This window comes from Kitasatospora sp. MBT66 (assembly GCF_000710405.2).
GTDB lineage: Bacteria > Actinomycetota > Actinomycetes > Streptomycetales > Streptomycetaceae > Kitasatospora > Kitasatospora purpeofusca.
Genome location: NZ_JAIY01000012.1, coordinates 24,404 through 43,679, shown reverse-complemented (window position 1 = coordinate 43,679; position 19,276 = coordinate 24,404). Strand labels below are relative to the sequence as shown.

General features: G+C 75.1%; 13 protein-coding genes and 1 pseudogene. 1 reads left to right on the top strand and 13 read right to left on the bottom strand.

Annotation, left to right across the window (positions count from 1 at the left end; translation table 11 throughout):
• Positions 1 to 86: 86 nt before the first annotated feature.
• The 4 genes from BI06_RS32605 to BI06_RS32590 all read right to left on the bottom strand — a co-directional run bounded on the left by BI06_RS32605 (position 87) and on the right by BI06_RS32590 (position 6,620).
• Positions 87 to 4,037: a Pls/PosA family non-ribosomal peptide synthetase gene (locus BI06_RS32605; RefSeq protein WP_043474381.1), complete on the bottom strand. Its 3,951-nt coding sequence runs from the start codon at positions 4,035 to 4,037 to the stop codon at positions 87 to 89.
• 461 nt (positions 4,038 to 4,498) lie between these two features.
• Entirely contained in the window at positions 4,499 to 5,365 is an 867-nt protein-coding gene (locus BI06_RS32600; RefSeq protein ID WP_043474379.1) for an NmrA family NAD(P)-binding protein, read from the bottom strand.
• A gap of 72 nt (positions 5,366 to 5,437) precedes the next feature.
• On the bottom strand, positions 5,438 to 5,974 hold the full coding sequence (locus tag BI06_RS32595) for a hypothetical protein (RefSeq protein WP_082558848.1): 537 nt from the start codon (positions 5,972 to 5,974) through the stop codon (positions 5,438 to 5,440).
• Between the two features lie 124 nt (positions 5,975 to 6,098).
• Positions 6,099 to 6,620: a MarR family winged helix-turn-helix transcriptional regulator gene (locus BI06_RS32590; RefSeq protein ID WP_043474376.1), complete on the bottom strand. Its 522-nt coding sequence runs from the start codon at positions 6,618 to 6,620 to the stop codon at positions 6,099 to 6,101.
• A gap of 261 nt (positions 6,621 to 6,881) precedes the next feature.
• Between BI06_RS32590 and BI06_RS32585 the strand changes: the two genes are divergently transcribed.
• A complete protein-coding gene (locus BI06_RS32585) occupies positions 6,882 to 8,516 on the top strand; it encodes an FAD-binding oxidoreductase (RefSeq protein ID WP_043474374.1) in 1,635 nt (544 codons plus the stop codon).
• Between the two features lie 124 nt (positions 8,517 to 8,640).
• Here the strand turns inward: BI06_RS32585 and BI06_RS32580 are convergent, their stop codons facing one another.
• The 9 genes and pseudogenes from BI06_RS32580 to BI06_RS48675 all read right to left on the bottom strand — a co-directional run bounded on the left by BI06_RS32580 (position 8,641) and on the right by BI06_RS48675 (position 16,604).
• Positions 8,641 to 9,354, bottom strand: a complete 714-nt coding sequence (locus BI06_RS32580) for a zinc-ribbon domain-containing protein (RefSeq protein ID WP_369826286.1) — start codon at positions 9,352 to 9,354, stop codon at positions 8,641 to 8,643.
• 329 nt (positions 9,355 to 9,683) lie between these two features.
• Entirely contained in the window at positions 9,684 to 10,253 is a 570-nt protein-coding gene (locus BI06_RS32575) for a phage tail protein (RefSeq protein ID WP_043474368.1), read from the bottom strand.
• Positions 10,250 to 12,211: a putative baseplate assembly protein gene (locus BI06_RS32570; protein WP_043474366.1), complete on the bottom strand. Its 1,962-nt coding sequence runs from the start codon at positions 12,209 to 12,211 to the stop codon at positions 10,250 to 10,252. The genes BI06_RS32575 and BI06_RS32570 overlap by 4 nt, the downstream gene beginning before the upstream one ends.
• Entirely contained in the window at positions 12,211 to 12,633 is a 423-nt protein-coding gene (locus BI06_RS32565; RefSeq protein ID WP_043474363.1) for a GPW/gp25 family protein, read from the bottom strand. Before BI06_RS32565 ends, BI06_RS32570 begins: the two co-directional genes overlap by 1 nt.
• Positions 12,633 to 12,950 (bottom strand): PAAR domain-containing protein, encoded by a 318-nt coding sequence (locus BI06_RS32560; protein WP_043474362.1) that lies wholly within the window; start codon positions 12,948 to 12,950, stop codon positions 12,633 to 12,635. Before BI06_RS32560 ends, BI06_RS32565 begins: the two co-directional genes overlap by 1 nt.
• Positions 12,951 to 13,015: 65 nt before the next feature.
• The gene (locus BI06_RS32555; RefSeq protein WP_043474360.1) at positions 13,016 to 14,833 is read right to left on the bottom strand and encodes a VgrG-related protein; all 1,818 of its coding nucleotides are present in this window, start codon (positions 14,831 to 14,833) and stop codon (positions 13,016 to 13,018) included.
• 143 nt (positions 14,834 to 14,976) lie between these two features.
• Positions 14,977 to 15,675, bottom strand: a pseudogene (locus tag BI06_RS32550) (LysM peptidoglycan-binding domain-containing protein); the annotation flags it as partial.
• Positions 15,676 to 15,763: 88 nt separating this feature from the next.
• Complete coding sequence (locus BI06_RS32545; protein ID WP_030394849.1) at positions 15,764 to 16,189, bottom strand: phage tail protein; 426 nt, start codon at positions 16,187 to 16,189, stop codon at positions 15,764 to 15,766.
• 34 nt (positions 16,190 to 16,223) lie between these two features.
• Entirely contained in the window at positions 16,224 to 16,604 is a 381-nt protein-coding gene (locus BI06_RS48675; RefSeq protein WP_149030557.1) for a hypothetical protein, read from the bottom strand.
• Positions 16,605 to 19,276: the final 2,672 nt, after the last annotated feature.

The window sequence follows — 19,276 nt, the reverse complement described above, 5'->3', positions numbered from 1 at the left end:
GACAGGGACGGGGACTGCGGCGGGCGCCGACCGGACGCCCGAGGGGCCGGACGGGGCGAACCCCGGCCGGCCCCCCGGGACGGCGGTCAGGACGTGGCCTGCCACACCTCGATCGGGTTGCCGAGCCACCTGGAGTCGGCGGGCACCGACTCGGCACGCATCACCAGCGAGGCCGGACCCAGCGTGCTGCGCGCGCCCACCGTACTGCCGGGCAGCACGATGCCGCCGGGCCCCAGGGTGGCGCCCTCGCGCAGGACGACAGTATCCATCCGCATGATCCGGTCGTGGAAGAGGTGGGTCTGCACCACGCAGCCCCGGTTGATCGACACCCCGTCGCCGAGGGTGACCAGGTCCGCCTCCGGCAGCCAGTAGCTCTCGCACCACACGCCGCGCCCGACCTTCGCGCCGAGCGCCCGCAGCCACAGGTTCAGCACCGGGGTGCCCGGCACCGCGCCCACCAGCCACGGCACCGCCAGCACCTCGACGAAGGTGTCCGCCAGCTCGTTGCGCCACACGAAACCGCTCCACAGCGGGTGCTCCACCGCCCGGAACCGGCCGACCAGCAGCCACTTCGCCGCCACCGCGACCGCGCACGCCACCGTGCCCGAGGCCAGCAGTACCGGACCGGACAGCAGCGCCGCCGCCAGCGGCGACCACGCCACGGACAGCCAGGACAGGGCTGCCAGCGTCAGCAGGCCCAGCGCGCCCGAGGCCAGCACCGGCACCAGCCGGCACACCTCGACCAGCCCGCGCGCCCACAGCAGCCGCACCGGCGGCTCGTAGGTCAGGCTCTGGTCCGCCCGGTCGGCCGAGCGGGGCAGCCGCACCGGCGGCATACCCAGGTACGAGCCGCCCTTCTTCGCCTTCGCCGGCGTCGCCGACAGCACGCCGACCAGACCGCGCTTGGGCACCGAGCGGCCCGGCGCGGTCATCCCCGAGTTGCCGAGGAACGCCCGCTCGCCGACCTTCGCCTCACCGAGCCGCACCCAGCCGCCGCCCAGCTCGTACGGCGCCATCAGGGTGTCGTCGGCCAGGAACGCCCCGTCGCCGACCGTGGTCAGGCTCGGCAGCGCCAGCACCGTCGACACCTCCGCGTGCCGCCCGACCCGCATGCCCAGCGCCCGCAGCCACAGCGGCGTGACCAGACCCGCGTAGAGCGGGAACAGCACCTCCCGGGCCTGGTCCATCAGCTGGGTGACCGTCCAGGCCTGCCAGCCGACCCGGCCGTACAGCGGATGCACACCGGGCTCCAGGCCGATCGACAGCAGCCGCACCGCCGCGACCAGCTGCGCCGCGTACACCACGCCGAACGCCAGCACGGCCGGCAGCAGGCCCAGCAGGGCGCCGCCGAGCGCGCCGCCCAGACCGTCCGCCGGGTCGACGAACGGGACCAGCACCGCCAGGCCGGCCAGCGCCGGGAGCAGCGGCAGCAGGCTCAGCGCGGTACCGCTCAGACCGAACAGCGCCGACCAGCGGGCCCGGCGCACCGGGCGCTCCTTCGGCCAGGTCCGCTCGGCCCGGCCCAGCTTGACGGCGGGCGCGCCGCCCCAGCGCTGGCCGGTCGGGACATGACCGGTGACGCTGGAGCCGGCCACGACCTGCGACCGCTTGCCGATCCGGGCGCCCGGCAGCAGGGTCGAACGGGTGCCGACCACGGCCCCCGAACCCACCTTGAGCGGGCCGACCACCAGCCGGTCGCCGTCCACCCAGTAGCCGTTGAGGTCCACCTCGGCCTCCACCGCGCAGCCCCGGCCCAGCTTGAGCATGCCGGTGACCGGCGGCAGCGCGTGCAGGTCGACCTCCTCGCCGACCTTGGCACCGAGCGCCCGCGCGTAGCGGACCAGCCAGGCACCGGACAGCGAGGTCGCGCCGCTCACCTCGGCCAGCCGCTCGGCGGCCCACAGCCGCAGGTGGACGCCGCCGCCGCGGGGGTAGGTGCCGGGCCGCAGACCGCGCAGCAGCAGCCGCGCGCCGCCGGCCCCGATCGCCAGCCGGCCCGCCGGGGTGAAGAGCACCGCCGCGAGCGGCGCGACCGCCCACCACGAGGCGGTCGGCGCCCAGCCGAAGCCGTCCAGGTGCGAGAGCAGATTGCCGAGCGCCAGCAGCGCCGCCGTCCAGCGCAGGCCGACCACGGTGAACAGCGGGAGCAGCAGGAGCACCTGGAGCAGCTTGGCGCGGGTCGGCACCGGGTCGACGGTCCGGGCTTCGCCGGTGCCGACCGAGCTGCGCTCCAGGTGCCGGGCGAGCTTGCGCAGCGTCGGGTTCTGGTAGATGTCCAGGACCGCCGCGTTCGGGTAGCGGACGCGCAGCAGGGTGGTCAGCCGGGCGGCCGCCAGGCTGCCGCCGCCGATCGCGAAGAAGTCCTCCCGGGAGCCGCTCACCGGCACCCCGAGGATCTCCGTCCACTGCTCGGCCAGCCAGGCCTCGGTGCCGTACAGCTGCTCGGTCGGCCCGGTGGACTCCAGGTCGGGCAGCGGCCAGGGCAGCGCGTTGCGGTCCACCTTGCCGGAGGTGCGGGTCGGCAGGGTGTCGACCGGGGCCAGCAGCGGGACGAGCGCGGCCGGCAGCTCGGCGCGCAGCCGCTGCACCGCCTGCTCCCGGTCCCAGCCCTCGCCGGTCACCAGGTAGCCGACCAGCAGCTGGTTGCCGCCGCGCGCGGTGCGCACGGCCGCGGCCGCGCCGGCCACGCCGGGCAGCGCCTGGAGCGCCGCGTCCACCTCGCCGAGCTCGATCCGGCGGCCGCCGAGCTTGATCTGCTCGTCGGCGCGGCCCAGGAACAGCAGGCCCTCCGGGTCGGCCTGGACCAGGTCGCCGCTGCGGTAGGCGCGCTCCCAGCCCATCGAGGGCAGCGGCGCGTACTTCTCGGCGTCCTTCTCCGGGTCCAGGTAGCGGGCCAGGCCGACGCCGCCGATCACCAGCTGGCCGGTCCCGCCGGGCGCGACCGGCTCGCCGGCCTCGTCGACCACGACGAGGTCCCAGCCGTCCAGCGGCAGGCCGATCCGCACCGGGCCCTCGCCCGTCAGCAGCGCCCCGCAGGCGACCACGGTGGCCTCGGTGGGGCCGTAGGTGTTCCACACCTCGCGGCCCTCGGTGACCACGCGCTGCACCAGCTCGGGCGGGCAGGCCTCGCCGCCGAAGATCAGCAGCCGGACCTCGTTCAGCGCCTCGGCCGGCCAGAGCGCGGCCAGCGTCGGCACGGTGGAGACCACGGTGATCTCCTGCTCGGCCAGCCAGGGGCCGAGGTCGGCGCCGCTGCGCACCTGGGAGCGGGGGACGGGCACCAGGCAGGCGCCGTGCCGCCAGGCCAGCCACATCTCCTCGCAGGAGGCGTCGAAGGCGACCGACAGTCCGGCCATCACCCGGTCGCCGGGGCCGATCGGCTCGTCCTGGAGGAAGAGCGCGGCCTCGGCGTCGACGAAGGCGGCGGCGTTGCGGTGGGTGACGGCGACGCCCTTGGGGCGGCCGGTCGAGCCCGAGGTGAAGATGATCCAGGCATCGTCGGCGGGGGTGGGGCGGTGCCCGTCGGGCGTCCGGTCGGCGAGCGGCTCGCGGGCCCCGAGCGGCTCGCCGGCCCCGCCGGTGAGGGTGAGCGCGCGCTCGGCGCCGAGCACGGCCGCGACGGCGGCCTCCTCGAAGACCAGCTGGGCGCGCTCGTCCGGGTCCTCGAAGTCCACCGGGACGTAGGCGGCGCCGGCGGCGAGCACAGCGAGCACGGAGACGTAGAGGTCGTTGGTGCCGGAGGGGACCCGGACGCCGACCCGGTCGCCGCGGCCGATGCCGGCGGCGGCGAGGCGGCGGCGGAGCTGCTCGACCTCGGCGGCCAGGGCCCGGTAGCCGAGCACGGTGCGGCCGTCGTCGAGGGCGGGCTCGGCGGGGTACTGCCGGGCGGTCGCGTCGAGGATGTCGATCAGGGTGCGCGGGGCGGGGGCCGGCCGGCCGGGGTAGTGGGCCTGCTTCTCGGCGGCGGTGTCCCGGTCGGTGGTACCGCCGTCGGCGGGCGCCTCGGCGCCCGGGTCCCGGCTGGGTTCGGCTGTCATCAGTGGCGTGTGCTCCTAGGTCTCGCCCCGTCCCGATGGATCTTCCGGCCCTTGGGGGCGGTGGGAGCACTCGCCTGATCCGGGTGATCCCACTCCGGGGCCGGAGCGGACAACCCAACCGATGGTAGCCCGGTCCGGTGAACCGCACACCGGCCGACACTCCGCCCAACTGGCCCTTGAGTGGCCGAATCTGACGGCGCGTCAGGTCACAACTGAGGCTCCTTCGATCGGATGTGACGGTGCGTCAGTCGTTTTGACGGTCCGTCAGGTCGAATTTCCGACCGTGACCCATGCCACATCCGGGGCCGCTCCTCGGGGGTGCGGAGCCGCTCCGCAGGGGTGGCGGGGCCGCTCCCGGCGGGTGACGGGGGCGTTCCCCGAGGGGTGACGGGCCCGCCGCCGGGGGTGGCGGCGGGCCCGTCGGAGCCGGGTCCGGGAGGTGGCGGACCCGTGCGGACGGGTCAGCTGAACCGGTCGAGGTGCTCCCCGAGGAATGCTTCCAGGGTACGGGGGGCGCGTCCGATCAGCCGGGTGGCGGCATCGTCGGGGCTCTCCGGACGCAGCACGGCGAGCCGCTGGATCTCGACCACGTGGGCGGCCAGCCAGTCCGGCATCCCGGCCCGGGCGACCAGGTGGGCGTGCAGTTCGGCGGGCGACAGGTTCACGGAGCGCACCGGCCGGCCACGCAGCGTGCCCAGTAGCTCGGCGAGCTCCGGGTGGCTGTACGCCCGGCCGCCGGTCAGCGGGATGTCGCCGCCGGCCGTGCCGGGACGGGTGAGCACCGCGGCGGCGACGTCGCCGATGTCCCGGCAGTCGATGTAGTTGCAGCGGGCGCCGTCCAGCGCGCCGAATATCATCCCGGCGGCGGAGACCCCGGGCGCGATCAGCAGCAGCTTCTGCATGAACGCGTACGGGCGGAGCACGGTGGTGGTGATGTCGTGGGCCCGCAGCCGCTGCTCGATCAGGTGGTGGCCGCGGGACACGGCGACCGGGGAGTCGGGCTCGGCGGCCGGCGCGGAGACCTTGACGACGTGCTCCACGCCCGAGGACACGGCCAGGTCGACGGTGCGCAGCTCGTGCTCGACCTGCTGCGGACTGTTCTCCATGGTCAGGAAGAGCTGCGTCGTCCCCTTGAGGGCGGCGCGCATCGAGGCGGGGTCGCCGGCGTCGGCGGCCGTCACCTCGACCAGGCCGCGGGTGTGCGGGTCGAGTCCGGCCAGCAGTCGGTCGGGGTTCCGGCTCAGGGCGCGGACCGGGACGTCCAGGGCGGCGAGGCTGCGCAGGGTGGCGCCGCCGGTGGCGCCGGACGCGCCCATGATGGTGATCATGCGGGTGTTGCTCCTTCGGTGTGCGGTGTGCGGTGGTCGGTGGTCGGTAGGGGTGCTGGTGCTGGGTGCGGGTCAGCGGGCGCGGCGGCGCCGGGGGAGGGAGGCCCGCCAGCGCCAGGTGGTCATGGTCGCCGCGATCGCGGCCGACAGCGGGAGGTCGATCCGCAGCCGGTCCGGCCACGGGCTGTCGGCCAGCGCCGGTATCCGGGGCAGCAGCTCGGCGGCCGCCAGGCCGACGCCGAGGGCGAGCGCGGCGCAGCCGAGGCCGAAGGCGAGGGCGAGCGCGGCGCAGCCGAGGCCGAAGGCGAGGGCGAGCAGCGGGACCGGCCCGCGGGTGGCCCAGGAGTCGGCGGACCGGCGCCGGTGCCGGAGGCCGACCAGGGTGGCGACCAGGGCCGAGGTGCCGGCGATGCTGGTGAGGGCCGCGATCCTGAGCTCCGACTGGCCGGTGGCGATGCCGCCGGCGGAAGCCATGACGGCGGGCGCGGCGTAGGCGATCAGGACCTCGCGCCAGAGCACGAAGCGGGGCGGGGCGGCGGTGGTGGCGGGAGCGGTGTCGGGAGTGGTCTCGGGGGTGATGTCGGGGCGCTGCTGGGTTCTGCCGGGCATGGGGTCGTCCAAGTGATTAGGAGGCTAATTATAGGTGTTCGGTGGGCCAACAATGAGGTGGTGGAAGGGCTCGTGGTGGGCCCGCCGCTCCTCTGCCGGTCGTCCGTCAGTCGTCAGTCGTCGGTCAGTCGTCGGTCAGGGCGGACATGCCCGCGACCAGCCTGCCCAGCAGGTCGAGGAAGACCGTCCGCTCCTCGACGGACAGGCCGGCCACCATCGCCTGCATCCGGTCGAAGTGCTCGGGTGCCATGTCGCGCAGCCGTTGGGCACCCCGCGCGGTCAGTATCACCACATTGCCCCGCCCGTCCTCGGCGGACGGGCGCCGTGTGACCAGGCCGTCCCGCTCCAGCCCGTCGACCAGGCCGGTCACGGTCGCGCGGGAGACCCCGAGCGCCGCCGCCAGCTGCGACGGCGATTTCTCGCCGCCGTGGTCCTCCAGCTCGGCCAGCAGCCGGTAGCGCCCGGTGGACAGGCCGAAGCGGGCGAAGTGGGCCTCGCCCGCCTGGCCGAGCCGGGCGCCGGCGGCCATCAGTCGCGCCGCGACCAGGACCGCCTGCGGATCGGCGCTCAGGCCGTACCGGGAGAGCTGTCGGCGGGCCTGGTCGAGCGAGGGTGCGCCGTTGCCGGCCGGGTGCTGCTGAGCCATGAAAGTAATATGGCGCCTAACCTGATCTCCCGTCAAGCGCCTCTTCGGGTGACAGGAAACCCGCGTCCCGCCCCAGGTGGCCGGGGGAGCCGGGTGCCGCCCCGGGGGTGGGAGGGGCAGGTGTCGCTGGGCAATTGCCCGCCCGTGGCTAGAATTCGTCTACATACGGTCACATTTATTTGTGAACAATGGATTCCATCTTCATTCCTTGCTAGCGTTCGCCCGCCCACCTGTCGGAGTCGGGAAAGACGGTCCTCAGGAATGCGAAACGAATTCTCCCGCCGCGGCTTCCTCGGCAGCACCGGAATGGTCGCCGCCGGAGCCTCCGCCGCCTCGCTCGGCCTGGCCGTCGGCGCCGCCGGCCAGGCCTCGGCCCAACCCGTCGAGCAGCCCGAGGGCTGGACGGTCTTCCCCCCGGACTCCCGCTACGAGACGCTCAGCCAGGGCTTCAACCAGCGCTGGCGCAGCCGCCCGGCGTACATCCGGCTGGTCGGCAACGAGGCCGACGCGGTGGCGGAGCTGCGCTCGGCGCTCGACCGCGGACTGCGGCCGACGGTGCGCGGGGGCGGCCACTGCTACGAGGGCTTCGTCGACAACGACAAGGGCGTCATCCTCGATCTCAGCACCCTGCGCGGGGTCGGGGCGGGTACCGACAAGTACGGTGGCGCCACCTACTCCGTCGAGGGCGGCGCCACCAACTGGGACGTGTACACCACCCTCTTCCGCGAGTACGGGGTGACCATTCCGGCCGGGTCCTGCTATTCGGTCGGTGCCGGCGGCCACATCTGCGGCGGCGGGTACGGGCTGCTCTCCCGCCGGCACGGGCTGACCGTCGACCACTTGGTCCAGGTCGACGTGGCGACGGTCCGGGGCGGCGTGGTCGAGGTGACCCGGGCGCACCGCGGCGATCCCCCCGGCTCGCCCGAGCACGAGCTGTTCTGGGCCCACACCGGGGGCGGCGGCGGGAACTTCGGCGTGGTGCTGCGCTACCACTTCGCCCACGCGCTGCCGGCGCCGCCGCCCCGGGTCTGGCTCAGCAGCGTCGCCTGGAAATGGGCGGACCTGCTCAAGCACCCGGAGGACTTCCGCACCCTGCTGGACAACTTCGGCGCGTTCTTCGCCGAGCACAGCGGCCCCGCGGAGAAGGTGTACCGCGGACTGTTCTCCATCCTCCACCTCACCCACCACTCGAACGGGAACGTCGTCCTGTTCAGCCAGTGGGACGAGGAGGACCCGGCACCGCTGGACGCCTTCCTCGCCCGGGTGGAGCGCGGGATGCGCGCCAAGTCGACGGCGCAGACCAACGGCGTCGGCGGACTCTACCTGCCCTACCCGGACAAGCGCCGCCAACTGCCGTGGTTCCAGGCGACCATGACGCTCAACGGATCCGGCCCCAACCAGCGCGGCAAGTACAAGTCGGCCTACCACCGCAGGGCGTTCACCCCCACCCAGATCGACGCCTGGTGGACCTGGCTCACCAAGGACGTCGACGGCCTCGACCTGACCCAGACGCTGGTCCAGATCGACTCCTACGGCTGCCAGGTGAACACCCGGGGCGCCGCCGAGACCGCCGTCCCGCAGCGGGACTCGATCATGAAGCTCCAGTACCAGACCTACTGGACCGACCGGGCCGACGACGCCGCCCACCTGGCCTACCTGAGCGGCCTCTACCGGGACACCTACCGAGCGACCGGCGGCATCCCGGAGATCGACACCGACACCGACGGCGCCTACGTCAACTACCCGGACGTCGATCTGGGCACCACCGCCGACAAGCAGCCGCCCTACCAGCGCCTCTACTACAAGGCCAACTACCGCCGCCTGCAGAAGGCCAAGGACACCTGGGACCACAAGAACGTCTTCCACCACGCCCAGTCGGTGACCCTGCCGTCCTGACGGCACGCGCGGAGCGGCAGGGCCTCGACGGCGGCGGGGGCCAGGGCCCGGGTGCGGGCCCCGGCGGTGCCGGCGGCACGGGAACGTCCCCGCCGGGGCCCGTGCGTACGGCGCCTGCGGGGACTCAGCTCCGTTGGAAGAACTCCAGCTCGGCCAGGGCGAGATGGCGGTCGCCGTCCAGGCCCGCGGGGGCTTCGAGGGTCAGGCGGATGCTGGTGACGTCGCTGATGCCGGTGGGGAAGGTCTGCGGGCCGGGCTTGTCGATCAGGACCAGCTGCTTGACCGACTTCCGGCCGTCCGAAGCCGTCACCTCCAGGTCGATCCGCAGTGCCCGGCCCTCGCGGGCGTAGTCCTCGGGTGAGGTCGAGGCGCCGTTGGTGACGATCACGGCCACCAGGCGGAAGGGTTTGGCGAAGGTGTAGGTGATCGAGGCGCCGGGGCCCGGTGCGCCCCAGTAGCGGTTGCTGAGCCCGTCCGTGGCGTTGCCGGCCGGTTGGCCGGGGACCTCGGCGCTCGCCTCCACGCGGACCGGGGTCACCTGCTTGCTCTTGCCCAGCTTGTCCCGGGTGTCCTCGATCAGGTTCCGGCCGGCCGGCAGCAGCAGGAGGCCGCCCGCGCACAGGGCCAGCACCACGGCCAGGACCACCAGGAAGCGCGTTGTCCGGCCGGAGCCGGCCCGGGTGCGGCGGCGCAGCGGCCAGATCGTCCGCCACCAGGGGAGCGGCGGGGGGGCCGTAGTGGGCGTGAGCGGGGTCGCGCAGCGGCGGCAGAAGCGGCGGTCGGGCGGGTTGGGTGTGCCGCAGGAGGGGCAGGGCGTTCCGGCGGCGTCGTCGTCCACCGGGACCGGCCGGACGACGGGACGTGGTGCGACGGCCTTCGCCGGCCGCACCGGCTGCGGTGAGTCGGGTGGAGGAAGGGACGGGAGAGGAGGGGACGGGAGAGGAGGGGAGGGGAGAGGAAGTGCGGAGGCGCGCGGGGGCTCGGTGGGTGGGGGTTCGGTGGGAGGTGAGGGGTCGGCGGGCCGGGGTGCGGCGGCTTCGGCCGGCGGGTCGGCGGCCGGGGCAGCCGGGGCAGCCGGGGTGCCCGACCAGCCCAGGTAGGAGCCGCAGTTGCCGCAGAAGTCGTCCGTCGGGCCGTTGGACGCCCCGCACGCGGGACACTCGCGCATCACTGTCGCCCCTCCTCGCTCGTGGGCGGTCCCGTCAGGACCTCCACCCGGCAGTTCGTGTGGACCGGGCACAGGCTCCGGACCAGCGCCAAGACCCGGTCCGCGTCCACGGCTCCGCCGTGCCGCGGCCACACCCGGACGAGCACCTCGTCGGCCGGGGCGGGCGGCAGCGCGCCACCGGCCGTGTTCGACCAGGCGGCCCCGCCGTCCCCGGTGATCTCGGCGGACACCCCCAGCGCCAGGCGCAGGGCCTCGACCAGGCCGCGCCGGGTGCCGCTCCAGCGGTGCAGTTCCACCGCGCCGGCCACCGCCTCGCGGCGCAGCGCCAGCGGCCAGTGCGGGTCGTCGGCGCCGCCCACCCAGGTGGCCAGCCAGGCCAGGAAGTCGGCCGGGGCCAGTCGCGGATCGAAGTACGAGGGCAGGTTGTCGAGGGTGGTGAACACCGGGGCCAGGACCGTGTCCAGCCCCGCCGTGAACCGTTGCGCGAAGTCGTCGTCGGCGTACAGCGCGGGCAGCTGCTCGCCGATCGGGTGCCGGCTGGGCAGGCCCGGGACGGCGGCCCGGCTCATCCGCGCACCTCCGGCTCCCGCGCGGTCACGACCACCTGATGCTGGTAGGAGAAGCCCAGCGCGCCCGCGCCGACGTCGATCCGGTCGACCGGGGCGCCGCGCCGGCCCGTGACCGGATCGGCGGCGAACAGCCGGATCTCCTCCACCACCACGTCCCCGACGGCGCGTTGCAGCACCCCGAACACCTCCCCGTACTGCACGGGCCGCCCGAACGGCCGGCCCGTTCCGTCGGGTCCGCCGCGCAGGGGGTCGAGGTGCCGGTAGAGCGCGTCGAGCGCCGCGTCGCGCACCCGGTCGGCGTCCGCGGCCGGTGCCGAGAGCCGGGCGACGACGGTGACGCCCTGGTAGAACGGCGGCTCGACGAGGAGCCGGGTGCCGATCAGGCGCCGCTCGTCGAGGGCCGCGGTGATCCTGGCGAGGACCTGGTCGGACGGGATCAGCTGCTCGAAGCGCAGCCGGCCGCCCTCGTCGGCCACCGCGTCCGGTACCACCAGGACCCGTACCGCGCCCGCGCCCGCGTCCCGGTCGGGCAGGCAGCGGACCCGGCGCACGGAGGGTGCCGCCTGCCGGGCGATGATCTCGTAGTCCTCGGCGGTCACCGCGCGCTCCTGCATGCGGAGCGTCTCCGGTGCCCGCAGCTTGGCGTTGTCGATGGTCTCCCCGGCGACACCGCCGCGCGCCGCCTCCCGGTTGACGACCCGGGCGACGTACGGGACGGAGCTGCGCAGGACGGACACGGCGCCCCGGGAGACGTTGCCCGCCGGGCCGCCGCCGGTGCGGTAGCGGGCCACCCGGATCCGGGCGCCCTTGGCCGGTACGGCCCCGCACGGACGCAGGGTGCCGTCGGCCTCGCGCAGCACCGGCGGGAACGTGAACTCGCCGGTGGTGGCGTCCACCCGGACGTGCCGGTCGGCCGGTCCCGAGCGCCCGAAGTGCTCCACCACCTCCCAGCGCTGCCACCCGTCCGGCGAGGACACCTCCACCACCGGGGGTTCCCCGTCGAGCAGTACGGGCGGGCGGCCGAGCCGGAAGGACTGCCCCGCCACCCCCTCCGACACGCCGAGCGGTACGTCGCTCACCCGCTCGGCGTGCTCCACGGCCGTCGTGCCGCCGACGGTGAAGACGGCGGCCTCGCGCACCGTCGGCGACTCCGAGTAGAACGGCTGCCCCGGCTCCGCCTCGGTGACCCGGCAGCGCAGCCAGCCCGCCCTGGTGCCGCTGACCAGCGACTCGGTGTGTCCGGCCGGAACGTACACGATGACCTCGCCGGGCCGGTTCAGCCCGCCGGTGCTGTCGGAACCGGTCTCGCAGCGCTGCCACCGGCCGCCGTCCCACGCCTCCCACACCAGCGGGGGCTGGCGCGGGTCGACGCCGACGCCCTCGACGCGGCTGTCCAGGCGGACCGCGACCACGCAGCGCGGCACCGCCGTCGGCAGGCCGAACAGCAGCGCGTCGCCGGGCTCGGGCGCGGCCTGGAAGCACGGGATGTCCCGGCCCTCGGCCAGCGCACCCGTCCGGTCGGCCTGGTCACCGGTGCGGGGCGCGGTGACCAGCCGGGTCAGCTCGCTCGGCACGATGCGCAGGTCGTCGGTGGTGGCGAAGACCACGGCCGCCTCGGTCTCGCCGGCCGCGGTCGTCACCTCGGTGCCGGCGGGCAGCGTCACCGTGTCCGGCTGGGGCGCCGACAGCCAGAAGTCGACCTCGGCGACGGCCGCCGACGGCGGGTACAGCCGGATGCCCAACAGGTCCAGGAAGGCCAGGTAGTTCTTGTCCGGGACCCGGTTCAGCCGGTACAGCAGCTGGTCCACGAGGTAGGCGAACGTCTCGATCAGGGTGACGCCCGGGTCGGAGACGTTGTGGTCGGTCCACTCCGGGGCGCGCTGCTGCACGTACCGCTTCGCCTCGTCGACGAGCTGCTGGAACCGTCGGTCGTCCAGGTTGGGGGAGGGCAGGGCCATCAGTCCGCGACCGTTTCCTCGATCCCCTCCTCGGAGGGGATCGTGTAGAAGGGGAAGACCAGGTTGCGCCGGTCGTTGGTGGTGCGCACCGTGTAGCGCACGTCGATGTAGAGGGTGGCCGTCTCCACGGCGTCGAAGGCCACGACGACCTCGTCCACTGCGATCCGCGGCTCCCAGCGCTCCAGCGCCTCGCGCACCTGCTGGGCGATCCGCCCGGCGGTGACGCCGTCGCCGGGGGCGAAGACGTACTCGTGGATGCCGCAGCCGAAGTCGGGCCGCATCGGTCGCTCGCCGGGCGCGGTGCCCAGCACGAGGCGGATGGCCTCCTCCAGTTCCCGCTCCCGCTCGACCATGGCGATCCCGCCGGTCGGCCCGACCCGCAGCGGGAACGCCCAGCCGCGGCCGATGAACCGATCACTCATCACAGTCCTCCGATCAGCACGTCGGGCGCACCGGTCAGGACCGTCGCGCCGCATGCCGCCCGGTCGCGGGCCCGCGCGGCGGGCAGTCCGCCGATCAGCACCACGCCCCCGGTGACCGCGGCCGGGTTGGGCAGCAGCACGTTCCCCGGACCCAGGGCCGCGTGCGGCGGTACCGGGCAGACGTGCAGGCTGCCCACCACGGCGGCGGGCCGCCCGCCGATCAGCACCGTCGCGACCTGCGCGGCGGTGCCGGGCGGCGGGGTCGCGATCCGGCCACCGTGGTCGGTGGGGTCACCGGTACGGGCTGCGGCTGACATCGGGGGCTCCTCGGGAGAAGGGGAGAGGGGAGGACGGTCGGGGGCGAGAGGTGGCTGACGTAGAGTCAGTTGATTCGGACCAGACGGCCCTTGAGTACGGCGAGCAGGCCGCCGTCGACGGAGACGTCCGCCGTCCCGGACACCCGGACCGACCGGCCGCCGATGCTGACCCCGGCCGTGCCGTCGATGTCCACCTGCCGGCCGGTCACCTTCACGGTGCCCCGCCGGGCGTCGAGCGTGATGCCGTCCCGGTCCAGCAGGACGGAGGTCAGCGGACGGTTCCGTCCTGCGTACACGGTGAGCTCGATCCGGTCCCGGCGGTCGTCCAGGCGGACCTCCAGCCGCCCGTCCCCGGTCACCAGCCGCAGCCCGGAGGGGCCCGGCGCCGGCGCGTCCAGCAGCTCCACGCGGTGACCCGAACGCGAGGCCACCGAACGGCGGTTGACCTTGCCGCTGGTCGCGTCGACCAGCGGCACCTCGTGCGGCGAGGGCTGGTCCACCCCGTTGTAGAGCCCGCCGATCACGTACGGGCGGTCCAGCAGGCCCTGCTCGAACCCGACCAGCACCTCGTCGTTGACCTCGGGACTCACCACCCCGCCACCGCCTTTGCCGCCCCACTGGACGGTGCGCACCCAGTCGGTGACGTACGTGTCGTCCAGCCAGGGGAAGGTCAGTCGCACCGCGCCGCGTTCGGAGCCGTTCGGCTCGCGCACGTCCGTCACCACGCCGATCGCCAGACCGGGGATGCGCGGGCCGCGCCCCGGCGCGTCGGCGCCCGTCATCAGGCCGGGCAGGGAGCGGTCCTGGCCGGCGTCGACCCACACGGTGGTGCGGTAGCCGCCGTGCGGCTCCAGCACGTGCTGCACGGCCGTCGCCGTGTAGCGGCCGGAGAACGCCGGTCCCACGTTGCCCAGCGCCACCGGTTTGCCCGCCCGCAGCAGCGGATTGCCCTCGGCCACCGCCTCCAGGTCGCCGAAGCCGGCGCTCACCCGGGCGGCCGCCGCGCGGGCGACCGCCGCCGTCTCCGCCTGCGTCCGGTAGGGGGTGTCGGTGACGGCCACGACCGACCTCCCGAACCGGGCGGCCGTCCCGGGAGCGAGCCCCGGCACCACGGTGTCGCTGACCACGGACGGCTGCTCGGCGACCAACGGCCGCTTCGTGGCGACGTCCCAGCCGCGCACCTGCACCTTCGAGGCGCCGTCGGCGGCCGACAGCGCGGCCCGCAGCGCCAGCAGGTTGCGTCCGTACTCCAGGACCATCGGGTCGAGCACGGCCGAGGTGGAGGGCGAGGGCGCCCCGGACGCCTTCGCGGGCCTGGTGAACTGGAGCACCCCCTTGTCGTCGACGCGCACCCGCGCACCGCTCTCGCCCGCGAGGAACTGCAGGAAGTCCCAGTCGGAGACGTTCGCCTGGGACAGCTGCCGGTACGTCACCGGCGCGGCCTCCACCCTCCCGACGGCCAGGCCGGCGCCCGCGGCCACCTTGCGGACGATGTCCGCGGCCGTCATGTTCCGGTACGCGACGACCTTGCGGCCGCGCTGGAGCCGGTGGGCCTTGGAGTAGGCGCGGACGACGGTGAACGACCCGGTGCTGTCCCGGTCGATCTCCAGGGCCGTGACCTCCCCGTCGAACAGCCGCTCCCGCGCCTGTCCCTTCGCCGTCGTCACCGACACGCGCAGCGGCGAGCCGATGGTGATGCCGGTGGCGCGCAGGAACTCGTGGTCGGGGTCGCGGTAGGTGAGCACGGCGGCGTCCGGCAGGCTCACGTTCTCGTCGACCACGCAGCTGACCAGCTGCGCCGCCCAGATCTGCGGCAGCTCGCCGGGTGCCTCCACGATCGGGTCGGCCGCGAAGGACCTGCCCCCGGAATCGAACCCGCTCACCGTTCCCCCTCGCCGCTGCCGTTGCCGAACCCGTTGCCGCTGCTTCGTCCGCTGCTTCGTCCGTTGTCGAGACCGCTGTCGAGACCGTTGTCGGGTCCGTTGTCGAAGGCGTGCCCGTCGGCGGTCGTTCGGGCGTGGTCGTCGTCCCGCAGGGCCGGCACGACCAACTCGGTGCCCGGCGCGAGCGCCATCGGGTCGTCGATCCCGTTGGCCTCCGCGATGACCCGCCAGGCCGTCGCGTCGCCGTACTCGCGCCAGGCCAGCATCGCCAGGCTGTCGCCCGCCACCAGGGTGTGCGTGCTGCGCGCGGTGCGCGCGCCCGACGTCGGGTTCTGGCCGGGCGGTTCGACACTCGCCTCCTCGATGGACAGCGAGCAGGTCGCCCGCAACGGTGTGCCGTCCACGTCGAAGAGGGTGTACGAGACCGACAGGTTCGACAGCACCCCGTCGAAGGAGGTGGTCCGCGCGCTGCCCCACTCGAAGCGCACCCAGGGGCTCGCCGGCTTCTTGCGGCCGAGACTGGCCGGGGTCGGCACGCACGCCTTCATCAGCTTCTCGACCGCCCGCTCCACCGAGTCGTCATGGGTCGCGGTGGCGTCCAGGAAGACCTCCAGGCTCAGGGTGCGCGGGCCGCTGCCCACGAACTCGGGCAGCGCCGACTGCCCCGCCATCCGGGACGGGGAGCGTCGCCACTCGGTGGTCTTGCCCAACTGCAGGGTCGAGGGGTTGAACTGGAGGTCGAGCCGGGCGATCGTCCCGCCGGGCTTGGCCCCGACCGAGGCCGGGGGCTCTTTCAGGGTGAGCTGGGCCCTGGCGCGGCTGGCGCGTGCCGAGAAGGCCATGGCGTGGCTTCCTTCCGGAGCGGGAGTGCGGCGGTCGTCGGACGGGTCGGTGGTGGGGCGGGTCGGTGGTGGGGCGGTGGTGGCACGGTCAGGCGGGGAGCAGCCCCGCGTGGGCGATCTCCAGGGTCTCCACCGCGGCCGCCGAGTTGGCGGGGTCGAAGGACGGACCCTGCCAGCGGACCGGGACGATCCCGAAGACCTGCCAGCTGATGATCCGGCTCAGATCGGGCCGCAGGGCCACGATCTCGCCGTCCTTCGGTTCGACCCGCCGCAGCGTCTCGTCCAGCCAGCGGCCGATCTTCGCCGTGTCGGCGGTGACCGGCCGGGTGAGGGTGATGTTCGACCAGGTCACGCGACCCGGGAGCTGCCAGGTGAAGCCGTTGTTGCCGCCCTCGGCGTAGCTCTCCATCTCGACCTCGGCGCCCATGCCGGAGCAGGTGTGGAAGGCGCCCAGGTCGTTGCCGCCGATCGCCAGCCGGAAGAACACGCTGGTCGCGAAGATGTTGTCCGTCATCGGTCCGTCGTCCGTTTCTCGTTCGTGCGGGTGCTCAGCGGCGGCCGTCGAAGGTCCTGCCCGCGCGGTCCCGGCCGCGTCGCAGCTCGGCGCGCAGCAGGCGGGCGACCGGGTCGAGCAGGCGGCGTGCCAGGTCCTCCAGGTCGAGGTCGCCGCCCTGCGCTCCGGCGTCACGCGGACTTCCGCCGGTCCGGTCGGCGGTGGTGACCCGCTGGTCCGCCGCGGTGCTGCGCGGGGTGGTGGCGGTGCTGGTGTCGGGGGCGGTGCTGCGCGGGGCGGGGGCCGGGGCGGTGGTGGCCGGTGCGGTGCCCCGGACGCTGCCGGTGTCGCGTTGTACGGGGAGCGGGGACGGGGTCGGGGGCGATGCCTGGGGGACTCCCGGCGTGCTGCCGGGGGCCGGTGTCCTGGACCGCACCAGCGGCACCACGGGTACGGGTCGAGCCGAGGACGTGGCCAGGGAAGGCCGGACCACCAGTGGAGGCGCGTGCGGGGCGGTCACGGGCAGCGGGCCTGACGGGCGCCCGGGACCGTCGGTATAGCGGGCTTCGGGTCCACGAAGGGGTTCGGACGGGCGAAGGGGGCCGGACGCGGACGCCGGGTGCGGGCCGGGGGTGCCGGGCGCTCGCTGGACGTGCTGCGCCACGGCGGTGGAGGGCGGGGAGGCCCAGCGTGCCGCTACCACGGGGCGGCTCACCGCGCGGGCGGAAGGAACGGGGGCCGTCGCGCTGCCCATGTCCCGGCCGCTGCCGAGGGCCAGGGGCCGCGCCGAGAGCAGTTGGACGCTGCGGCGCGGAGCGGCCGGTGCCGGTGCCGGTGCCGGGGCCCCGGACCGGCCGGCGAGGACGAGCGGGACGGGTCCGCTCGTCCGGGCCCCTGCGGGCGGCGCGGGAACTCCGGCGCGACCGCCGTGCCGGGACGCGGTGGTCGGGGACGCGGGGTGCTGTCCCGCTCCCGGCAGGGGCACGGGCACGGGCACGGGCATGCGCTGGACGGTGAACGGGGCCGCGGGACGGCTGACAGTCGGCGGCATCGCGGGCAGTGGGGCTCCCAACCCGGCACGAGGACGGCGCGCCGTCCGCCCAGGGCCGCCCTCGGCGGCCGGAGCCTCCGACTGCCGCTGCACGACCGGCAGGGTCGGCGCCGGGGGCGCAGCTGCGGAAGGGGAACCGCCGCCCCGCGCCCGGACGGTCGCGCCGGTACCCAAGGGTGCTGCGGTGGCGGGGAGTTCGGCCAGCGGCGGACCGAGGGTCGGCCGGCCGGCCGCGTGTTGCACGGGCGTGTCGGTTGTGGTCTCCGTCGCGCGCTGGACGATCGGCATGGGTGGTGCGGGGGTGGTGGGATCCGGTCCCAGGGGTGCTGCGGTGGTGGGGAGTTCGGTTGAGGGTGCGCCCAGGGTGGGGTGATCGGCCGCGCGCTGCGCGGGCGCGTCGGTCGCGGCCTCCGTCGTCCGCTGGACGATCGGCATGCCCGGCCTGGAAGGGGTGGGATCTACGCCCAAGGGTGCTGCGGTGGAAGTGAGTTCGGTCGCTGGTGCGCCGAGAGTGGGGTGGTCGGCCGGGCGCTGGACGATCGGCATGGGCGGTGCGGGAGTGGTGGGATCTGCGCCCAGGGGTGCTGCCGTGGTGGGGAGTTCGAATGAGGGTGTGCCGAGAGTGGGGTGGTCGGCCGCGCGTTGCACAGGTGCGTCGGCCATGGTCGCCGCCCGGTGCCGGAGCGTGGGCGCGGTTGACGCGGGGGCGGTCGCCCCCGACGCCAAGGGGCCACTGGAGGGCGGGAGTTCGGACGCCGGAGCGCCCGGGGCAGGACGGTCGGCCGCACGCTGCACGGGAGCCGCGTCCGCGCCCCGCACCGGAGTGCCGGGCCGGTCGAGGACGGTCTCCGCCTGCCGCTGGACGACAGGCATGGCCGGTGCCGGTGCCGATGCCGATGCCGGAGCGTGGTCGGGGCTGGCCACGTCCGAGGACGTGGCGGGCGCCGGGACTTCGGTCGGCGGGGTGCCGAGAGGAGGCGCGTGGTCGGCCGCCCGCTGTACGGGTGCGTCGGGGGAAGATCCGCCGATCTGTGCCGGGGGGACGGCGGGGCGCACGGCGGGCACCCTGCGCCTGGGTGCGGCGGGTACCCGGGCGACGGTCAGTGACCGGCCGACAGGGCGCGTCCGCACCACGGCGGGTGTCGCTTCGGCGCGGTCCGCCGACGCCCCTTCGCCGGAGTGGCCGGGACGGGGGCCGGTGGCGGCGGATGCCTCCCGGTCCGATCGGCGGCCGGTGGAGGCGGGAAGGGACCCGGCTCCGGTGGCGGTCCGCTGCACGGGCCGGCCTGCGGGGGCTGCCCCTTGAGCGCCCTCGCCGGAGGCGCCGGGGACCACCGCGATGCGGCGGACCAGCGGGAGTCGTGCCGACGCCGACGTACGGCCGGTCCGGGTCCCGGTCCCGGCCGGGGCTGTGGTCGGGGTGGCGGCGGTCGCTTCGGCTCGCTGGAGGACGGGAGCGCCATCCGCGCCGAGTACCGCCGCGGACTGCGCGGGCGGGCGACCAGGGGTGCCGGGTGCACCGGCCGTCGCCCCGGCCCTTGAGGGGGCCTCCGGCCGGCCGCCGGACCGACCCGGCCGCTCGCCGGCCTCGTCGACCCGCGAGCGGTCGGTGCCAGCGCTGACCGCAGGCGCAGCCTGTGCGGACAGCGGAGCGCCCTTCGTCGAAGCACGTGCAGCCGACACACGCGGACCCGAAGCGCGCGGACCCGACACGCGCGCACCCGACCCACTGGGCTGCGCCCGCCCGGTGGCCGGCGAACCCGGTGCAGGAGGCGCCTCCGGCTGCGGTGCACCCGCACCCGCCCCCGCCCGCAGCGCGGCGTCCGGCGCGGCGTCCGCGTCGGACGGGCGCAGCGCCCGGAGCAGCAGCGGGCCGCCACTGCTGTGGGTGGGCTGCGCGACGGCGGGGCGGGCGATGCCGCGGACGAGGCCGGTCGGGGCGGTCGGCAGCAGGGCATGGGCGAGGCCGGTGTCGAAGGACGGATCGCGCCAGGCGGACAGCCCGTCCCGGAAGGCGAGTCCGTCGCTGACGCTCATCGGCGCCCGGGACACGGGCA